We start from the raw sequence: 16,942 nt of genomic DNA, 5'->3' as shown, positions 1-16,942 counted from the left end.
CGTCCGAGGGGCCGACGGCCCGGTGCCGGGCTAGCGTGGAAAGACGATGACCACCTCACTCGCCGACCACCTGCGGTCACTGCCCGACGAGTCACTGGCCGCGCTGCTCCAGCTCCGGCCGGACCTCGTCGTGCCCGTGCCAGCCGACGTCTCCGCCCTGGCCATCCGCGCCCAGTCCCGGGTCTCGGTGGCCCGCGCGCTGGACGGGCTGGACCAGTTCACCATGCAGATCCTCGACGCCGCCCGGCTCACCCGGCACCCGGACGAGGGCACCACGGCCACCGACGCCGTACTCGCCATGGCGACCGCCGGCCCTCACCCGCCGGCACCGACGGCCGTCCGGGCCGCCGTCGGCCGGCTCAGGGCGCTTTTTCTGCTGTACGGCCCGGAGCACGCCCTGCACGTGGCGGCCGCCGTCGACGAGGTCTCGCCGTACCCCGCGGGACTCGGCCGGCCGGCCGCGGACCTGGACCTGCGCGCGGCCGCGCTCTGCGCGGACCCGGCGAAGTTGCGCCGGACGCTGCTCGCCGCGCCCCCGTCGGCCCGGGCGATCCTCGACCGGCTGGCGGCCGGACCACCGGTCGGCAGCGTGCCGCCGGGCGCGTTGCAGGCACCGCCGATCGGCGCCGAGGACGCCGTGCTCGCCGACCCGACCAACGGTGGCGCGCCGACCGGCTCACCGGTGCGCTGGCTGGTCGACAACCGGCTGCTGGTCTCCGTCTCGGCCGGCTCGCCGACGGGTGGCGGCACGGTGGAGCTGCCCCGCGAGGTCGGCCTCCTGCTGCGCCGCGACACCGGCCCACTCGGACCGTTGCGCACCAGCCCGCCACCGGTGGCGGGCGCTCCGCGCGAGCCGAAGGCGGTCGACTCGGCCGGGGCCGGGCAGACCATGGAGGTCGTCCGGCACACCGAAGGGCTGCTGGAGCAGCTCGCCGCCGAACCCGCGCCGGTGCTGCGCTCAGGCGGTATCGGCGTCCGGGACCTGCGGCGGCTGGCGCGTACCGCCGGGCTGGACGAGGCGACGACCGCGCTGCTGCTGGAGGTGGCGTACGCGGCAGGCATCGCCGGCGAGCTGGAGATGCCCGGTTCGAGCGCCGGCCGGTACGGGGCGGATCAGCAGGTGTTGCCGACCGGCGGGTTCGAGGTGTGGCGGGCCGCCTCGCTGGCCCAGCGCTGGGAGCAGTTGGCCCGCGCCTGGCTGACCATGACCCGGCAGGTCGGCCTGGTCGGCCAGCGCGACGATCGGGACCGGCCGATCACGGCGCTCTCCGCCGAGGCTGAGCGGGCCGGCGCGCCCGCCACCCGGCGGGCGGTGCTCGCTGTGCTCGCCGACCTGGAACCCGCGACCTCTCCTACCCCCGAGGAGGTCCAGTCCCTGCTGGACTGGCGTGCGCCGCGGCGCAGCCGGGGCCGGGAGGCCGCCCATCGGGAGGTGCTGGGCGAGGCGGCGCAGCTCGGCGTGACCGGCCTGGGGGCGCTCACCTCGTACGGCCGGCTGCTGCTGGGCGAGCTGACGTCGGCCGACGAGCCGGGCGGCGGCGACCCGCTGGGGCTGCACGCGGACGCGGAGAGCGGTGATCCGTCCAACGCCGCCCGGGCGCTGGACGCGCTGCTGCCCGCCCCGGTCGATCACTTCCTGGTGCAGGCCGACCTGACCGTGGTGGTGCCCGGCCCGCCCGAGCCCGCGCTCGCCGCCGAGTTGGAAGCGACGACCGAACCGGAGTCGGCCGGCGGGGCCAGCGTTCACCGGGTCACCACGGCGAGCATCCGGCGGGCCCTGGACGCCGGTTACTCGGCCGACGACCTGCACGAGTTGTTCCGGCGGCGCTCGCGTACCCCGGTGCCGCAGGGGCTCAGCTATCTGGTGGACGACGTGGCCCGCAAACACGGCGGGCTGCGGGTCGGGTCGGCCGGGGCGTACCTGCGGAGCGACGACGAGACGCTGCTCACCGAGGTGCTGGCCGACCGACGGTTGGAATCGCTGGCCCTGCGACGGCTCGCGCCGACGGTGCTGTGCACCACGTACCAGGTCAGTCGACTGCTGGGTGCGCTGCGCGACGCCGGGTACGCCCCGGTGCAGGAGGACGGCACCGGCAGCACCATCCTGTCCCGACCTCGGATCAGGCGGGCCCCTGCGCGGGTGCCGATGACCACCCGGGCCCTCGATCCGCTGGCCGCCCCGAAACTGCCGATGCCGCGGCTGCTCGGCGTGGTGGAGCACATCCGGCGGGGCGACGCGGCGGCGCGGGCGGCCCGGCGGGCACCGGCGGTCGTACGCGGCGGCGCGGCGGGGCTCGGCGGCGGCCCGGTGCCGGCGCACACGCACAGCGAGGCCCTCGCGGTGCTTCAACAGGCGGTCCGCGACAAGGCGCTGGTCTGGGTCGGGTACGTGGACGCGCACGGGGCGACAGCGTCACGGCTGGTCAAGCCGGTGTCGATCGGCGCCGGTTACCTACGCGCCGAGGACGAGCGGACCGAGATGCTCCATACGTTCGCGCTGCACCGGATCACTGCGGCGGTGCTGGCGGACTGACCGGAACAGCGAACGCAGCCGCTGCTGTCGATCAGCGGCGGCTGCGGCTGCGGCGTACGGTGCCGACGACCGAGATGATCAGCAGCAGCGCGAAGCCGGCGCCGGCGGACTCCCCGACCGAGTCGATGAAGCCCTGCTGCAACACCAGCCAGCCGAAGAGGAACCACCCGAGCAGGAGCGCTGCCGCGACGCCGTAGGCGACGACTGTCGCGCGGGACACCTCGTCGGGCGGCGCCTGCTCATGTTCTGCGATCACGTCACGGTCGACCGTCATGCCCAGCCTCCCCGCCCGGTCCAACCCCTGAACTCCCAAGAGTGTCACTTGTGGGACCTCTGTGACAGGGGTTAAAACCCGGAGTCGGGCAGCTCACTCAGGTGCCGGGGCGGCGCCCCACCAGCACCACGCGGGTGCCGACCTTGCCCAGCTCCCACATCCGGACGGCGTCGGCGTGCAGCAGATTGACGCAGCCGTGCGAGCCGATGGACTTGCTGTGCAGGTAGGTCGTGGTCTCGTGGAAGCCCATTCCCTGGGTGAAGTGCTGCCAGTACGGCAACCACACCTCGTACGGGTTGGACCACTCCTTGGGGTTGCGGTAGTTGACGGCGTACGTGCCGGAGGGGGTGCGATAGCCGGACATTCCGGTCCGGGTCACCGTCGGCTCCATGATCACTTTGCCGTTGCGGACCGCCCACACGGTCTGTCGGGTCAGGTCCACGCAGAACGTGGTGCCGGTGCCGGCCTTGCAGCGGGCCGGGTCGGTGGTGGCGAGCCGCTGGGCCACGTCGGAGGTGGTCGGCCCGGCGCGACCCTCGACGGGGCGAATGCCGTACCTCTTCTGGAACTTCTTGATGGCCGCGCAGTCGGCGGCGGACTGGCGGCCGTCCACGGTCACCGGCCCGAACCCGCCCAACTGGGCCAGGTAGGTCTCCACTGCGCGCTGATGCTCGCCCTGCGGGCAGCCGGCGGCCGGCGGCGTGGTGGTCGTCGCGGGGGTGGCCGGTGCCGTCGTGCCGCGGGTCGGCTTTGATGTGGGTTTCGGCGTGGCGCTCCTGGTCGGCCCTGGCGTCGGCGCGGCCGGCGTTGGCCGGCCGCGCTGGTCCGGCCCGGACGTGCCGCTCGCCCCCGTTACCTGTTCCGCCGCACCGGCCGGGGCGGCTCCCCCGCCGCCACCCGCGCCGGACTGCGGATCGAACGCGCACGCGCCGGTGCCGACCAGCACGACCACCAGTGGGGCGACGAGTCGGGAAGTGATCCGGAAGCGCTTCATGGGACCTCCCCTGGACAGTCGTCCCATTGCTAGACGTCTGCCGGTGCCACTGCGGTTGCGCCCGGTCGGCATTTTTCTTCGCAGATCCCGCATCGTGCAACACTGGATGGTCGGCCAGCGGTGGGTAAGCGACCGCCGCGACCCGACGGCCAACCGAGGAGAGGACGCTGGCGTGAGCGGTGGACCACTGATCGTTCAGTCGGACAAGACCCTGCTGCTGGAGATCGACCACCCCGACGCGCAGGCCTGCCGGATGGCGATCGCGCCCTTCGCCGAGCTGGAGCGCTCGCCCGAACACGTGCACACCTATCGGCTGACCCCACTCGGGCTGTGGAACGCCCGCGCGGCGGGGCACGACGCCGAGGGTGTCGTCGACTCGCTGATCAAGTACTCCCGGTACCCGGTGCCGCACGCGCTGCTGGTGGACGTGGCCGAGACGATGGACCGCTACGGCCGGCTCCAGCTCGCCAACGACCCGGCGTACGGGTTGGTGCTGCGGGCACTGGACCGGCTGGTGCTGATCGAGGTGGCCAAGAGCAAGAAGCTCGCCGGCATGCTCGGCGACAAGATCGACGACGACACCATCCGGGTGCACCCGTCCGAGCGGGGCCGGCTCAAGCAGGCGCTGCTCAAGCTGGGCTGGCCGGCGGAGGACCTGGCCGGGTACGTCGACGGCGAGGCGCACCCGATCGAGCTGGCCGAGGCCGGCAAGGACGGCCGCAAGCCGTGGACGCTGCGGTCGTACCAGCGGGAAGCTGTCGAGGCGTTCTGGGCCGGCGGGTCGGGTGTGGTGGTGCTGCCCTGCGGCGCCGGCAAGACCCTGGTCGGCGCGGCGGCGATGGCCGAGGCGAAGGCGACGACGCTGATCCTGGTCACCAACACCGTGGCCGGCCGGCAGTGGAAGCGGGAGCTGATCGCCCGCACCTCGCTGACCGAGGAGGAGATCGGGGAGTACTCCGGCGAGCGCAAGGAGATCCGGCCGGTCACCATCGCGACGTACCAGGTGCTCACCTCGCGGCGCGGCGGCGCGTTCACCCACCTGGACCTGTTCGGAGCCCGCGACTGGGGCCTGGTCGTCTACGACGAGGTGCACCTGCTGCCCGCGCCGATCTTCCGGTTCACCGCGGACCTCCAGGCCCGCCGTCGGCTGGGCCTCACGGCGACGCTGGTACGCGAGGACGGCCGCGAGGGCGACGTGTTCAGCCTGATCGGGCCCAAGCGGTACGACGCGCCGTGGAAGGACATCGAGTCGCAGGGCTGGATCGCCCCGGCCCAGTGCACCGAGGTCCGGGTGACGCTGACCGACGCGGAGCGGATGTCGTACGCGACGGCGGAGGCGGAGGAGCGCTACCGGATGGCGGCGACCGCCCGCACCAAGCTGCCGGTGGTGAAGGCGCTGGTCGACCGGCACCCCGACGACCAGGTGCTGGTCATCGGCGCGTACATCGACCAGTTGCACCAGCTCGGCGAATACCTCGACGCGCCGATCATCCAGGGCTCGACCACGAACAAGGAGCGGGAGCGGCTCTTCGACGCGTTCCGCACCGGTGAGATCCGCACGCTGGTGATCTCCAAGGTCGGCAACTTCTCCATCGACCTGCCCGAGGCGGCGGTGGCGATCCAGGTGTCCGGGACGTTCGGGTCACGGCAGGAGGAGGCGCAGCGGCTGGGTCGGGTGCTCCGGCCGAAGGCCGATGGGCGGCAGGCGCACTTCTACACGGTGGTGTCCCGGGACACGATCGACACGGAGTACGCGGCGCACCGGCAGCGCTTCCTCGCCGAGCAGGGGTACGCGTACACGATCGTCGACGCCGACGACGTCCTCGGCCCGAAGCTCCCGACAATCGACTGATCGGCGCAGCCCTTGATCGACTCCATGTCGGGGATGTGGCGGCATCCGGGCGCTTTGATGCCCCCACATCGCCGACACGGAGTCGATCAAGGGGTGGGGCGCAGGCGGGGTCAGGACGTGGGGGGTGGGCAGCGGTCCGGGAGGGTGACCTCGCCGGGGCGGTGGTCGAAGGTGTCCATTGTGAACCACTCGTCCAGTTCTGGGTCGAAGAGGTTCTGCAGGCCGAACTGCAACACCTGCCACCACCGGCTCGGGTCCCGCTGGTCGACGTAGATGTCGCCGAGCGCGATCGGGAACCGGAAGAACTCCCCCGGCACGGTGGAACCGCCGACGACACCCACCCGCCAGTGCTCGACGTGCCGGTCCTTCCTGCCCTGCAGGATCTCCGGCCCCACGAAGCGAGACGTCTTCAGCCTGTCGTTGAAGATCTGCCGGTTGAAGAACCCCGGGACCTTGCTGCACGCGCGCGGCGGGAACAGCGGGATGTTCGGCCACTTGTAGGTGAGCGTGTAGAGCGTGTTCTCGTAGATCAGGTTCGTGAACCAGATCGGATGCTCGGGACCTCCGGCGACCATCTGGCTGTTGCCGTCCCTGCCCTGCCAGGTGAACGGCACGTCGATGCCGAGGTCGCGCACGACGTACCGGCCGGTGCCCTGGAAGTCGGCCGGGAGCTGCGGGGGGCGCGGTTCCCTCGGAGCGGGGGCCGAAGCGCCATCGGCCTGAGCCGCGCGGGGCAGCGGCGCGCCGGCCGGGCCGGGCGCGATCACCCCGAGGGCGAAGAGGCCGCCGGCCACCGCCGAAACCACAGTCCGACGTGTACGCCTCGACACCATGTCCCCTTCGCCCCGTGTGGAAAACGCGACAGCGCGCGCTTTCGGCGAAGCGTAGGAGCAGGGAAAACGTGAAACCCGATGGAACGCGGCGGCTCCACCGGAAGGGTGACGGCGACCTACAGAACCCGGGTGGCCCGCTCGGCGGCGACCACTGTGTCCCGGTTCGCTGGGTCGAGGTTGGCGCTGATCACCACGGACGCGCCAGCGGAGAGCGGCGCGAGCAGCCACTTCAGCGGCTGCTCGTGCTCGGCGGCGTCGACCAGCAGCCGGTCGCCGGCGCGCAGGCCCAGCATCCCGGCGACCTCCTGGGCGAGCGCACCCCACTGCCCGTAGGTGGTGCCGTCCGCGCTGGCCGGGTCCGACGGATGGATGGCGGTGTGGTCGGGCGTGACCTCGGGGTGGCGAAGCACCTCGGCGGACCAGTCCAACCAGCCCAACGGGACGTCGGCCAGCCGGCCCGGCCCCGTGCCGACGAGGTAGCGGTGCGGGGCGTCCGGCACGTCCTCCAGCCAGTCGTCCTGCCGCTGCGGCGTCACGATGACCGCGTCGAACGGCCGGTCGCCGCCGGGTTCGAGCACCGGCAGGCCCGCCGTGGCGCGTGGCCGGAACGACACCGCCAGGCCGCAGGCCCACGCGCCCAACAACACCGCGGCGGTACGCCAGTGCGGCGGCAACAGCACCGCTACGCGGCTGCCGGGGCCGAGCCCGCATCCGTCCCGCAGCAGGCTGGCGCTGCGCGCCGCCCAGGCACCGACCTGGTGTGCGGTCAGGTCGACGCGTTCGCCGGTCGCCTCGTCGCGGTAGCTGAGCAGGGGGCGCTCGACGTCGACGGGTAGGTCGGCCGTGACGGCTGGCTGCATGTCCACGCTCCCCGATGACGACATCGGCACCACCCTACTCAACGACTTTCGTCGCTCCCGTCGTCATCACCGTGGCCCTGGTCGGCGGTGCCTGGTGGCGGCTGCGCGCCGCTTCGCCCGCTGTTCACGTCGCCACAAGCTGATGCGCGGCGCGGCCATCACCCCTACCCCAGACCCTTTGCTCTGCTTACCTATACGCAACGCTCACCCTCCGCGAGCACGGGTTCGGCCGCCGCCCTCGGAGGCCCCGCATGAAGCCGCAGCTCAACGCGGTGTTGCGTATAGGTAAGCAGAGCAAAGGGGTTGAGGGGTCCGGCGGAGGCACTGACGCTTGTCGCGCTCAGTCACGGACAGCCCGCCGCGCCATCCAGAGACCCACCGTCAGAGGGGCAACTCCGGGCCGCCGTCGAGCAGTGGGCCGAGCAGGTCGCCGTACTCCTCGACCCGGGTCAGGACCTCGGCGGCGGTGAACTGGCGGACGGCCGGCTTCCGGCCGCGAGCGCCGGCCTCGACCTCGTCCCAGGTCAGCGGCGTCGACACGGACGGCACCGACTGCGCCCGCAGCGAGTACGGCGCCACGGTGGTCTTCGCCGCGTTGTTCTGACTCCAGTCGATGAAGACCTTCCCCGGGCGCAGGTTCTTGGCCATCTTCGACACGATCAGCTTCGGGTGCGCCTTCTCCAACTCCTGGGCGATCCGCTTGGCGTAGTCGGAGACCAGTTCGGAGGATTGTGTGCCGGCGATCGGGCAACAGAGCTGCATGCCCTTCTTGCCGGACGTCTTCGGGTACGAGTCGATGCCGTCGTCGGCGAGCCGGTCGCGCATCAGCACCGTCACCGGGCAGCACTCGGCGAGCCCTGCGGGCGGCCCCGGGTCCAGGTCGACGACCATCATGTCCGGGTGCTCGCCGACCTTCCACTGCGGTGTGTGCAGCTCCAACGCGGCCAGGTTGGCCAGCCAGACCAGGGTGGGCAGGTCGTCGGCCACCACGTAGTCGATGGTCTCGCGACCCTTCGTCGAGCCGGGCGCGGGCAGGTTTTCCACACGCACCCAGTCCGGGGTCGCGGCCGGCGTGTTCTTCTCGAAGAACGACTTGTCGTCCACCCCGTTGGGGAAGCGGATCCGGGTGACCGGCCGGTCCCGCAGATGCGGCAGCAGCACCGGGGAGATCCGGGTGTAGTAGTCGATCACCTCGCCCTTGGTGAAGCCGGCCGCCGGATAGAGCACCTTGTCCAGGTTGGACAACTCCAGTGGGCGGCCCTCGACGTCCACCCGTAGCCGTTCACCCGGCATCGTCGACCTCCTCGGGAGGCTTGTCCGGGCGCAACCGCAGCACCCGGGGGAAGCGCAGCCGGCCGTCGGGGGTGCGCTGGCCGTACTTCACCTCCACCACCACGCTGGGTGTTACCCAGATGGCACCTCGGGCATCCTCGCGCGGCACGCCCGGCGCGAACGGTGACACGCCGGCGCGCAGCGGCTCCAGCTCGGCGAGGAGCTGCCGTTCGATGGCGGCGCCGATCCCGCCGCCGACCCGCCCCCGGTAGATCAGCCGGCCGTCCGGACCGGGCACCCCGACCAGCAGCCCGCCGATCCGACGCGCGCCCGGTCGCCAGCCGCCGATGACGAAGTCGCCGGTCACCTCCAGCTTGACCTTCACCCAGTCCGGTGAGCGCACCCCGGGGCGGTAGACGGCGCCGACCCGCTTGGCCATCACGCCCTCCAGGCCGTGCTCGCCGGCCGCCTCGTAGGTGGCCTGGCCGTCGGCGAACATCGGAGGCACCGCCCACCGGGCGCCACCGAGCGCGAGCGCTTCCAGGGCCTCGCGGCGGCGCTCGTACGGCCAGCCGGTCAGGTCGTCGCCGTTCAACCGGAGAAGGTCGAAGATCATGTACGTCACCGGCATGACCGCGGCCAACCGGGCCGCCTTGTTCCGGTCCCGTACGTGCATCCGCTCGGCGAGCGCGGTGAACGAGGGCTGCCCGCCCTCCCCCAACAGCACCACCTCGCCGTCGAGCAGCACGTTGTCGACCTGCTCGGGCAGAGTGGCCAGCTCCGGGTACGCGGCGGTGATCTCGACGCCGGAGCGGGCGTACAGGTGCTGAACGCCTCCGGAGATGTCGGCGAGCGCGCGGACGCCGTCCCACTTGAACTCGTACGCCCAGCCGTCACCCGCCGGGAGCGGCCCGGTCATCGCGAGCATCGGCTTGAGCGGCGCGCCAGGCACGACCCGACTGTAGTAGCAGGCCGAACACCTCGCGTCAGGTTCTTTCGGATGCGAGCATGGTCGATACCGGGGAAGGGAGCGCAGGATGCGTGCCATCTGGAAGGGAGCCGTGTCGTTCGGGCTCGTCTCGATCGGGGTGAAGCTCTACTCCGCGACCGAGGAGAAGGACATTCGGTTCCACCAGGTGCACCGCGAGGACGGCGGCCGGATCCGCTACAAGCGCACCTGCTCGGTCTGCGGCGAGGAGGTCACCTACGACGACATCGCCAAGGGCTACGACATCGGCGGTGGCGAGATGGTGATCCTCACCGACGAGGACTTCGCCGACCTGCCACTGACCAGCTCACGCGCGATCGACGTGCTGGAGTTCGTACCGGCCGAGCAGGTCGACCCGATCCTCTACAACAAGGCGTACTTCCTGGAGCCGGAGGGCACGGCCACCAAGCCGTACGTGCTGCTGCGCGACGCGCTCGTCGACTCGGAGCGGGTGGCAATCGTCAAGGTGGCGCTGCGCCAGCGGGAGCAGCTCGCCACGCTGCGCGTACGCGAGGGCGTGCTGCTGCTCAACACGATGCTCTGGCCGGACGAGATCCGTACCCCCGACTTCGGTTTCCTCGACGAGGACCTCAAGGTCCGTCCGCCGGAGCTGGCGATGGCCAGCTCCCTGATCGACTCGATGACCGGCGAGTTCGAGCCGGACGTCTTCACCGACGACTACCGGGCGGCGTTGCAGGAGGTCATCGACGCGAAGGTGGAGGGTCGGGAGGTCGTCCAGCCGGAGGAGGTCGAGGAGGCCCCGGCCGCCGCGGTGGACCTGATGGCCGCACTGAAGGCATCGGTGGACCGGGCCCGCGCGGCGCGCGGCGAACAACCCGCCCGTGGCGGTGGCGGCGGCGAGCCGACGCCCATCTCGTCGGCCCGCTCGGCGCAGAAGGCCGCCGAGAAGAAGGCGACCAAGGCACCAGCGAAGAAGGCCGCAGCGAAGAAGACGGCCGAGAAGAAGGCGGCCGAACCGGCGAAGAAGACCGCCGCCAAGAAGACCCCCGCGAAGAAGGCGGAGCCGGCGAAGAAGACGGCCGCCCGCAAGACCGCATCCCGCAAGACCGCCTGACCGGTACGGCAGCGCCGAAGGGTGTCCGCCGGCCGGGTACGCTCCGCCGGCCGCTGGCAACCGGAGGAGCCCTCATGCCGTACACCCCTGACCTGGACCGGTTGTTGACGCCCGGCGCCCGCTTCACCGACGAGCACGGCGCGTACCTGATCGAGGTTCACCCGGTGGGCGACATCGTGCTGCCGACCGGCCAGGTGGTCGGGTGCGACCCGCTGGTCTGCCCCGAGGCCGAGCCCTTCACGGTCACCGTGCCCCCGGGGCGTCATCCCGCCCGAGCCTGGGTGGCCGCTGTGCTGCGGGAGGACGCCGAGGTGGACCGGCGGGTGGCGGCGCTGGAGCTGGTGATCTCCGAGGCGTCGACGGTCCGCTGGGAACCGGCCGTCGCGGGCGACCAGGACGTCGCCGCCCTCGGCCCCGACGACTACTTCGGGTACGGGGTGGACGCCGGCGCCGGCACCCTCGCCGATCCCACCGCGCTCGCCGTCCTGGAAACCTGGGACGAGGAGCAGGTCGAGGAGGTCTTCATCCCGGCGGAACTGCCCTCGTCGCCGGTCCCGGGCCTGATCACCGCCGTGCTGGACGAGACCACCGGGGCCAACGTCGTCACCGTCGCCACGGGTTGGGGCGATGGCTGCTACGGAACCTGGATCGGGCGCGCCGCCGACGGGGGCGTGACTTCGTTCGTGACCGACTTCATGGTGGTGCCGGAATAACGTCCCGCGACGGCGTCCCTGGGCGATCCGAGACGTCCGGGACGGGCACGGGAGGCCGCAGGGCGGGTACCGTGTGCGTCGGCTTTCCCCCCGGCACCGGGTGCCGGCCACACCTTTGCAGCAGGGAGTCGACGACGTGAGCGAGCGCACGCAGCAGAACCGGTCGGAGGGTCAGAGCCCGGCGACCAAGGCAGGACGGCGTCTGGCCGCCCAGCTGGCGGCGCAGAAGGCCGCCGAGGCCAAGCGCCGCCGCAACGCGTGGATCGGTGGGATCGCCGGCGTGGCCGCGATGGCGCTGCTGATCGCCGGTTTCGTCTGGGTCGACCGGAACCGGGACGACAAGCCCGCCACCCAGGCCGGCGCCACCCCGTCCGCCTCCGCTCCGGCCCCGGACGAGGCCGCCGCGCCTCCCGCCCCGCAGCTGCCCGAGGGCGCCGACCCGGCGCTGGGCACCAAGCCAGCGGTGCAGGCGGGCACGGGCGAGCTGACCAAGCTCACGGTCACCCCCGTCATCAAGGGCAACGGCCCGGCGGTCAAGCAGGGCCAGACCATCACCACCAACTACGTGGGCGTGTTCTACAAGGACGGCAAGGAGTTCGACTCGTCCTGGAACGCCGGCCAGCCGGCCACCTTCGCCATCGGTGTGGGTCAGGTCATTCCCGGCTGGGACCAGGGCCTCGTGGGCGTGACCGTGGGCAGCCGGGTGCAGCTCGACATCCCGGGCGAGCTGGCGTACGGCAACGACGAGGCCGCCGCCGGTGGCCGTCCGACCGGCCCGCTGCGCTTCGTGGTGGACGTGCTCGGCGCTCAGTGACCCGTCCGCTTCGCCCCGGTTGTCGTCCGGCCGCGATGGAGTTGTTCACATGGGGCTTCCGGCCCGTTACCCACCGGCAGTAAGTTCGGCGTCACCCCGGGCGGCTCGCCGCCCGGGGTGAGCATCCGGGGACGGGGACGCGGAGGTGCACGTGACGCTGGACGAGTCTGGGCGGACCGCCCGGCTGATGTGGACGCACTTCGAGGCTGTGCACGCGGTCACCTACTTCCACCCCCGGGCCCGTGCCGCATACGAGGCGGTCGGCCTGCGCGGTTACTGGCGGGGCTACTTCGCGGGCCGGTCCGCGCCGCTGGGCGCCACCGAGGCGGCTCCGGTGATCGCCGCCTTCTTCACCTTCGCGCCACCGATGGTGAGCCGGGCCCTGCCGGCGGTCTGGCGGTTGGCCACCCCACAGGAGGCGCTGCGGGCACGGCTGACCGGTGCCGTGCAGGCGCTCGCCGAGCTGACCTACGAGTTGCCCGAGGCGCACCTGGTGGAGACCGCCGACCTGCTGGAGGAGGCCGCCAAGGCGGCGCAGACGGCCGGTCGGGTGCTCGGCGCGGCCAACGCGGCGCTGCCGATCGGGGAGTACCCGCTGGCCCGAATCTGGCAGGCCGCGACGACGCTGCGCGAGCATCGCGGCGACGGGCACGTTGCGGCGCTGGTGGCCGCCGGCCTGGACCCGGTGGAGACGCTGGCCTGGAAGGTCGCGGTGGACATGTCACCGGTGAACCTGCTGGGCCGGGGCTGGACGGAGGAGCAGTGGCACGCCGCCCGCGAGCGGCTGGCGCAGCGCGGCTGGCTGACCGGGGACGGCGAGGCCACCGACGTCGGCCATGCCGGCTTCCAGGCGGTCGAGGACGCCACCGACCGGGCCGCCGAGCACCCGTGGCTGGCCCTCGGCGCGGATCGCACGGACCGGCTGCGTGAGCTGCTGGACCCGATCGCCCGGTCCGGTCACGAGCTGATCCCGCCGGGCAGCCCGATCGGGCTGCCCGCGCTGCCCGCCTGACCCTGAGCCCGTTGGTCGGGCAGGATGGGCCCGTGGTGGATGCGGTGGTCTTCGACCTGGACGGCGTGATCGTGGATTCTGAACCGGTGTGGGAGGAGGTTCGGCGGGCGTACGTGGCGGAGCACGGCGGCGCCTGGCAGCCGGACACCCAGCGCCGGCTGATGGGCATGAGCACCGGCGAGTGGGCCGACTATCTCAGTGGCGAGTTGGGCGTGGAGCGCACCGCCGAGCAGGTCGCCGACGAGGTGGTGCGGGAGATGGCCCGGCGCTACCGGGAGCACGTACCGCTGATCGACGGCGCCGACGAGGTGGTGCGCCGGCTGGCCGCGCGGTGGCCGCTGGGGTTGGCGAGCTCGTCACCGACCCGGCTGATCGCGGCGGCGTTGGAGGCCACCGGCCTGACCGACGCGTTCGTCGCCACTCTCTCCACCGAGGAGACCGAGCGGGGCAAGCCGGCACCGGACGTGTACCTGGCCGTCGCACAGCGCCTCGGCGTCGACGCGACCCGCTGTGCGGCGGTGGAGGACTCGTCCAACGGGGTCCGGTCGGCCGCGGCGGCGGGGATGCGGGTGGTGGCGGTGCCGCACGGCTCGTACCCCCTGGATCCGGACGCGGCCGGGCTGGCGGCGGTGACCTTGGGCTCGGTCGGTGAGCTGACCCCGGAGCTGGTGGCCGGGCTGCCGGGCTGACGTGCGCGGCGTCACGGTCGTCCGGTCCGTGCCACCGTGTGCCCGGTTGTCTTCGCGGGCCGGGTCGGTCGGCATGACGGGGACTGTGCGGGGTACCGCAGGCGGCGGTGCTCGACCCGGGTGCCGCGCGCCGGACAGCTGAGGAGTCGACGGATGAAGGCCATCGTGTACGAGCGCACCGGCGACCCCTCGGTGCTCCAGTTGGTCGACCGGCCGGTGCCGGAGCCGGAGGCGGGCGAGGTCCTGGTCCGGATGGCGGTGTCGGGGGTGAACCCGACGGACTGGAAGTCCCGGCGGTCCTCTGCACCGAAGAAGTGGCAGATCCCCGGGCAGGACGGCGCGGGGGTGGTGGAGGCGGTCGGCACGGGAGTCGACGCTGAGCTGATCGGCGAGCGGGTTTGGATCTGGGAGGCGGCCTGGCAGCGGCCGTGGGGCACCGCCGCCGAGTACACGCTGGTCCCGGTGCGGCAGGCGGTCCGCCTCGGTGACGCCTCGTTCGAGGTGGGGGCGAGCCTGGGCATTCCGTTCCTGACCGCGCACCGCTGCCTGACGGCCGGCGAGCTGATGCCGGACGCGTTGCGCGCCGGTGCGCTGGCCGACCACACCGTGCTGGTGCAGGGCGGGGCGGGCGCGGTCGGCAACGCGGCGATCCAGTTGGCCCGGTGGGCCGACGCCACGGTGATCGCCACGGTGAGCAGCCCGGAAAAGGCCCAGCTCGCGGCGGCGGCCGGCGCCTCCTTCGTGATCAACTATCGGGAGCAGGACGTGGTCCAGGAGGTCCGCAAGATCGCGCCCGACGGGGTCCACACGATCGTCGAGGTCTCCCCTGCCCGCAACGCGGCGACGGACGCGCAGGTGCTGCGGCAGGGCGGCTCGGTCTGCGTGTACGCCGACGACGGTGGCGCCGAGATGACGGTGCCGGTCCGTCCGCTGTTCGCGCTGAACAGTCGCTGGCAGTTCGTGCTGGTCTACACCGAGCCGAAGGCGGCCAAGGCACAGGGCGTGGTCGACGTGGCGGCGGCGGCCAACCAGGGTGGCATCCGGGTGGGCGCGGACGCCGGCCTGCCGCTGCATTCCTACCCGCTGGCCGACGCGGCCGCCGCGCACCAGGCGGTGGAGGACTCGGTGGTGGGCAAGGTGCAGATCACCACCAGCGACGTCTGATCGGGTCGTCGGCCACCGATTTCCCCGTCATCAGGACAGAGCCGAACAATTTTCGCAACAATGGCGGTGCGGGTTACCCGCATGGAAAGGGCGGCCCCGGCGCGGTGCGAACGCCGGGGCCGCCCCCTGGGGAGGAATGATCAGGAGAACTCCTCATCCCAACAGGCGACGGTGCCCGCCAAAACGTTACGGGGCTGTCAGCTCTCGGACAGTCAGCTCGCCTCCGGCGTACCGCGATCGGACGACCTTCTTGTCGAACTTGCCCACGCTGGTCTTCGGCACGGTGTCGATGAACGCCCACCGCTCGGGCAGCTGCCAGCGCGCCACCGAGCCGGCCAGGAAGTCGTGCAGCTCCTCGGCGGTCACCGTGGCGCCCTCCCGGACCACGACGGTCGCCAACGGCCGCTCGCCCCACCGCTCGTCGGGCACCCCCACCACGCAGGCCTCCAGCACCGCCGGGTGGGCCATCAGCGCATTTTCCAGCTCCACCGACGAAATCCACTCACCACCGGACTTGATCACGTCCTTGGCGCGGTCGGACAACGTCAGGTACCCGTCCGGGGAGAGCGTGCCCACGTCACCGGTGCGCAGCCAGCCGTCGCGGAACTTCTCCTCGTCGGGCGCGTCGTCACCGACATACCGGCCGGTCACCCACGGCCCACGGACCTCCAACTCGCCCACGGACGTGCCGTCGGCGGGCAGCGGCTCGCCCGCCGGGCCGACGATGCGCGCCTGCACCCCGGCCGGCACCCGGCCCTGCGTGTAGCGGTAGCGCCACGCCAGCTCACCCGTCGCACCGGCCGGCGGGCGGGAGACCGAGCCCAGCGGGGACATCTCCGTCATCCCCCAGGCATGGATCACGTCGATCCCGTGCCGCTCGTCGAACGCGTGCATCAGGGCGGGCGGGCAGGCCGACCCACCCACGATCACCTCGGTGAGCGACGAGGTGTCCACGTCGTGGGTGTCGAGGTGGGCCAGCAGGTCGGTCCAGATGGTCGGCACCGCGCCGGCCAGGGTCGGTCGCTCGGCCGCGATCATCTCGGCGATCGGCGCGGCCTGGAGGAACCGGTCCGGCATGATCAGCGACGCGCCGGACAGGAACGCCGCGTACGGCAGGCCCCACGACATGGCGTGGAACATCGGCACGATGGCCAGCTCCCGGTCGGTCGGCCCGAGACCGAAACCCTCCGGCATGCAGACCTGCAACGAGTGCAGGTAGATCGAGCGGTGCGAGTAGGCGACGCCCTTGGGGTTGCCCGTGGTGCCCGAGGTGTAGCAGAGCGCGGCGGCGTCACGCTCGTCCACCTCCGGCCAGTCGTACACCTCGGGCCGGTCGGCGAGCAGCGCGTCCCAGTGGTGCACGGCGATCCGGTCCCCGGCCGCCGCCACCAGCGGCGCCGGGTCACCGCCGCCGACCACCACCACGTGTCGCACGGTGACCAGCTCGCCGATCACCCGGGCCAGCAGCGGGATGAGCGTGCTGTCGACCAGCACCACCCGGTCCTCGGCGTGGTTGGCGATGTAGACGACCTGGTCGGGAAAGAGCCGGATGTTGAGGGTGTGCAGCACCGCGCCCATGCTCGGCACCGCGAAGTAGGCCACCAGGTGCTCGTTGTTGTTCCACATGAAGGTGGCGACCCGCTCGTCGCCGGTCACCCCGCACTCGTCGCGCAGCGCATGTGCCAGCTGGGCGGCCGCACGGCCCACCTCGGCGTACGTCATCCGACGGGGTTCGCCGCCGGTCCAGGTGACCACCTCCGCCGCGCCGTGCACTCCTGCGCCGTGGTCAAGAATCCGGGAGACCTGCAGAGGGGCGTCCATCATCGTGCTACGCATGGGTAACAAGTTAGTGTCGCCGGTCACACGTTG

General features: G+C 72.2%; 15 protein-coding genes. 8 read left to right on the top strand and 7 right to left on the bottom strand.

What is annotated here, in order from left to right:
- Nucleotides 1-46: 46 nt before the first annotated feature.
- Nucleotides 47-2,533 carry a helicase-associated domain-containing protein gene (locus tag ABZ808_RS12050; RefSeq protein WP_357004207.1) on the top strand — a complete coding sequence of 829 codons (2,487 nt, stop codon included), beginning with the start codon at nucleotides 47-49 and terminating at the stop codon, nucleotides 2,531-2,533.
- 31 nt (nucleotides 2,534-2,564) lie between these two features.
- On the opposite strand, the gene ABZ808_RS12045 is transcribed toward ABZ808_RS12050, so the two are convergent.
- Together ABZ808_RS12045 and ABZ808_RS12040 are read right to left on the bottom strand one after the other, a co-directional pair.
- A complete protein-coding gene (locus ABZ808_RS12045) occupies nucleotides 2,565-2,807 on the bottom strand; it encodes a hypothetical protein (protein ID WP_357004204.1) in 243 nt (80 codons plus the stop codon).
- A gap of 97 nt (nucleotides 2,808-2,904) precedes the next feature.
- Entirely contained in the window at nucleotides 2,905-3,801 is an 897-nt protein-coding gene (locus ABZ808_RS12040) for a L,D-transpeptidase family protein (RefSeq protein WP_357004202.1), read from the bottom strand.
- A gap of 172 nt (nucleotides 3,802-3,973) precedes the next feature.
- Between ABZ808_RS12040 and ABZ808_RS12035 the strand changes: the two genes are divergently transcribed.
- On the top strand, nucleotides 3,974-5,653 hold the full coding sequence (locus ABZ808_RS12035; RefSeq protein ID WP_357004200.1) for a DNA repair helicase XPB: 1,680 nt from the start codon (nucleotides 3,974-3,976) through the stop codon (nucleotides 5,651-5,653).
- Between the two features lie 110 nt (nucleotides 5,654-5,763).
- Here ABZ808_RS12035 and ABZ808_RS12030 read toward each other — a convergent pair whose 3' ends face one another.
- The 4 genes from ABZ808_RS12030 to ligD (ABZ808_RS12015) form a co-directional block, all read right to left on the bottom strand.
- Complete coding sequence (locus tag ABZ808_RS12030) at nucleotides 5,764-6,459, bottom strand: hypothetical protein (RefSeq protein WP_357004198.1); 696 nt, start codon at nucleotides 6,457-6,459, stop codon at nucleotides 5,764-5,766.
- A 143-nt stretch (nucleotides 6,460-6,602) separates the two neighbouring features.
- Nucleotides 6,603-7,346 carry a TIGR03089 family protein gene (locus tag ABZ808_RS12025; RefSeq protein ID WP_357004194.1) on the bottom strand — a complete coding sequence of 248 codons (744 nt, stop codon included), beginning with the start codon at nucleotides 7,344-7,346 and terminating at the stop codon, nucleotides 6,603-6,605.
- Nucleotides 7,347-7,727: 381 nt separating this feature from the next.
- Nucleotides 7,728-8,639, bottom strand: coding sequence for a non-homologous end-joining DNA ligase (gene ligD / locus ABZ808_RS12020; RefSeq protein ID WP_357004192.1), 912 nt, complete (start codon nucleotides 8,637-8,639; stop codon nucleotides 7,728-7,730).
- Nucleotides 8,629-9,570 carry a non-homologous end-joining DNA ligase gene (gene ligD / locus ABZ808_RS12015; RefSeq protein ID WP_357004190.1) on the bottom strand — a complete coding sequence of 314 codons (942 nt, stop codon included), beginning with the start codon at nucleotides 9,568-9,570 and terminating at the stop codon, nucleotides 8,629-8,631. Before ligD (ABZ808_RS12015) ends, ligD (ABZ808_RS12020) begins: the two co-directional genes overlap by 11 nt.
- An 85-nt stretch (nucleotides 9,571-9,655) precedes the next feature.
- Here ligD (ABZ808_RS12015) and ABZ808_RS12010 point away from each other — a divergent pair, with 85 nt between their 5' ends.
- From ABZ808_RS12010 to ABZ808_RS11985, 6 genes are all read left to right on the top strand, one after another.
- Nucleotides 9,656-10,681 carry a Ku protein gene (locus tag ABZ808_RS12010; protein ID WP_357004188.1) on the top strand — a complete coding sequence of 342 codons (1,026 nt, stop codon included), beginning with the start codon at nucleotides 9,656-9,658 and terminating at the stop codon, nucleotides 10,679-10,681.
- A gap of 74 nt (nucleotides 10,682-10,755) precedes the next feature.
- Nucleotides 10,756-11,394, top strand: a complete 639-nt coding sequence (locus ABZ808_RS12005) for a DUF4241 domain-containing protein (RefSeq protein ID WP_357004185.1) — start codon at nucleotides 10,756-10,758, stop codon at nucleotides 11,392-11,394.
- 100 nt (nucleotides 11,395-11,494) lie between these two features.
- Nucleotides 11,495-12,208: an FKBP-type peptidyl-prolyl cis-trans isomerase gene (locus ABZ808_RS12000; protein ID WP_357004182.1), complete on the top strand. Its 714-nt coding sequence runs from the start codon at nucleotides 11,495-11,497 to the stop codon at nucleotides 12,206-12,208.
- 187 nt (nucleotides 12,209-12,395) lie between these two features.
- Nucleotides 12,396-13,220 carry a hypothetical protein gene (locus ABZ808_RS11995; protein WP_357004851.1) on the top strand — a complete coding sequence of 275 codons (825 nt, stop codon included), beginning with the start codon at nucleotides 12,396-12,398 and terminating at the stop codon, nucleotides 13,218-13,220.
- 32 nt (nucleotides 13,221-13,252) lie between these two features.
- Nucleotides 13,253-13,909, top strand: coding sequence for an HAD family phosphatase (locus ABZ808_RS11990; RefSeq protein ID WP_357004179.1), 657 nt, complete (start codon nucleotides 13,253-13,255; stop codon nucleotides 13,907-13,909).
- 153 nt (nucleotides 13,910-14,062) lie between these two features.
- Nucleotides 14,063-15,073 (top strand): NADPH:quinone reductase, encoded by a 1,011-nt coding sequence (locus ABZ808_RS11985; RefSeq protein WP_357004176.1) that lies wholly within the window; start codon nucleotides 14,063-14,065, stop codon nucleotides 15,071-15,073.
- Between the two features lie 186 nt (nucleotides 15,074-15,259).
- Here the strand turns inward: ABZ808_RS11985 and ABZ808_RS11980 are convergent, their stop codons facing one another.
- Nucleotides 15,260-16,909, bottom strand: a complete 1,650-nt coding sequence (locus ABZ808_RS11980) for a fatty acid--CoA ligase (protein ID WP_357004173.1) — start codon at nucleotides 16,907-16,909, stop codon at nucleotides 15,260-15,262.
- Nucleotides 16,910-16,942: the final 33 nt, after the last annotated feature.

Origin of the sequence: Micromonospora sp. NPDC047527, assembly GCF_040643015.1 — a bacterium.
Classification (GTDB): domain Bacteria; phylum Actinomycetota; class Actinomycetes; order Mycobacteriales; family Micromonosporaceae; genus Micromonospora.
This window is presented reverse-complemented; position numbering and strand designations above follow the sequence as displayed.

Excerpts from the sequence above, each read along its gene's own strand:
- ABZ808_RS12050 (WP_357004207.1), top strand. The coding sequence starts at position 47 with ATGACCACCTCACTCGCCGACCACCTGCGGTCACTGCCCGACGAGTCA.
- ABZ808_RS12045 (WP_357004204.1), bottom strand. The coding sequence starts at position 2,807 with ATGACGGTCGACCGTGACGTGATCGCAGAACATGAGCAGGCGCCGCCC.
- ABZ808_RS12040 (WP_357004202.1), bottom strand. The coding sequence starts at position 3,801 with ATGAAGCGCTTCCGGATCACTTCCCGACTCGTCGCCCCACTGGTGGTC.
- ABZ808_RS12025 (WP_357004194.1), bottom strand. The coding sequence starts at position 7,346 with ATGCAGCCAGCCGTCACGGCCGACCTACCCGTCGACGTCGAGCGCCCC.
- ligD (WP_357004192.1), bottom strand. The coding sequence starts at position 8,639 with ATGCCGGGTGAACGGCTACGGGTGGACGTCGAGGGCCGCCCACTGGAG.
- ABZ808_RS12010 (WP_357004188.1), top strand. The coding sequence starts at position 9,656 with ATGCGTGCCATCTGGAAGGGAGCCGTGTCGTTCGGGCTCGTCTCGATC.
- ABZ808_RS12005 (WP_357004185.1), top strand. The coding sequence starts at position 10,756 with ATGCCGTACACCCCTGACCTGGACCGGTTGTTGACGCCCGGCGCCCGC.
- ABZ808_RS11995 (WP_357004851.1), top strand. The coding sequence starts at position 12,396 with ATGTGGACGCACTTCGAGGCTGTGCACGCGGTCACCTACTTCCACCCC.
- ABZ808_RS11985 (WP_357004176.1), top strand. The coding sequence starts at position 14,063 with ATGAAGGCCATCGTGTACGAGCGCACCGGCGACCCCTCGGTGCTCCAG.
- ABZ808_RS11980 (WP_357004173.1), bottom strand. The coding sequence starts at position 16,909 with ATGCGTAGCACGATGATGGACGCCCCTCTGCAGGTCTCCCGGATTCTT.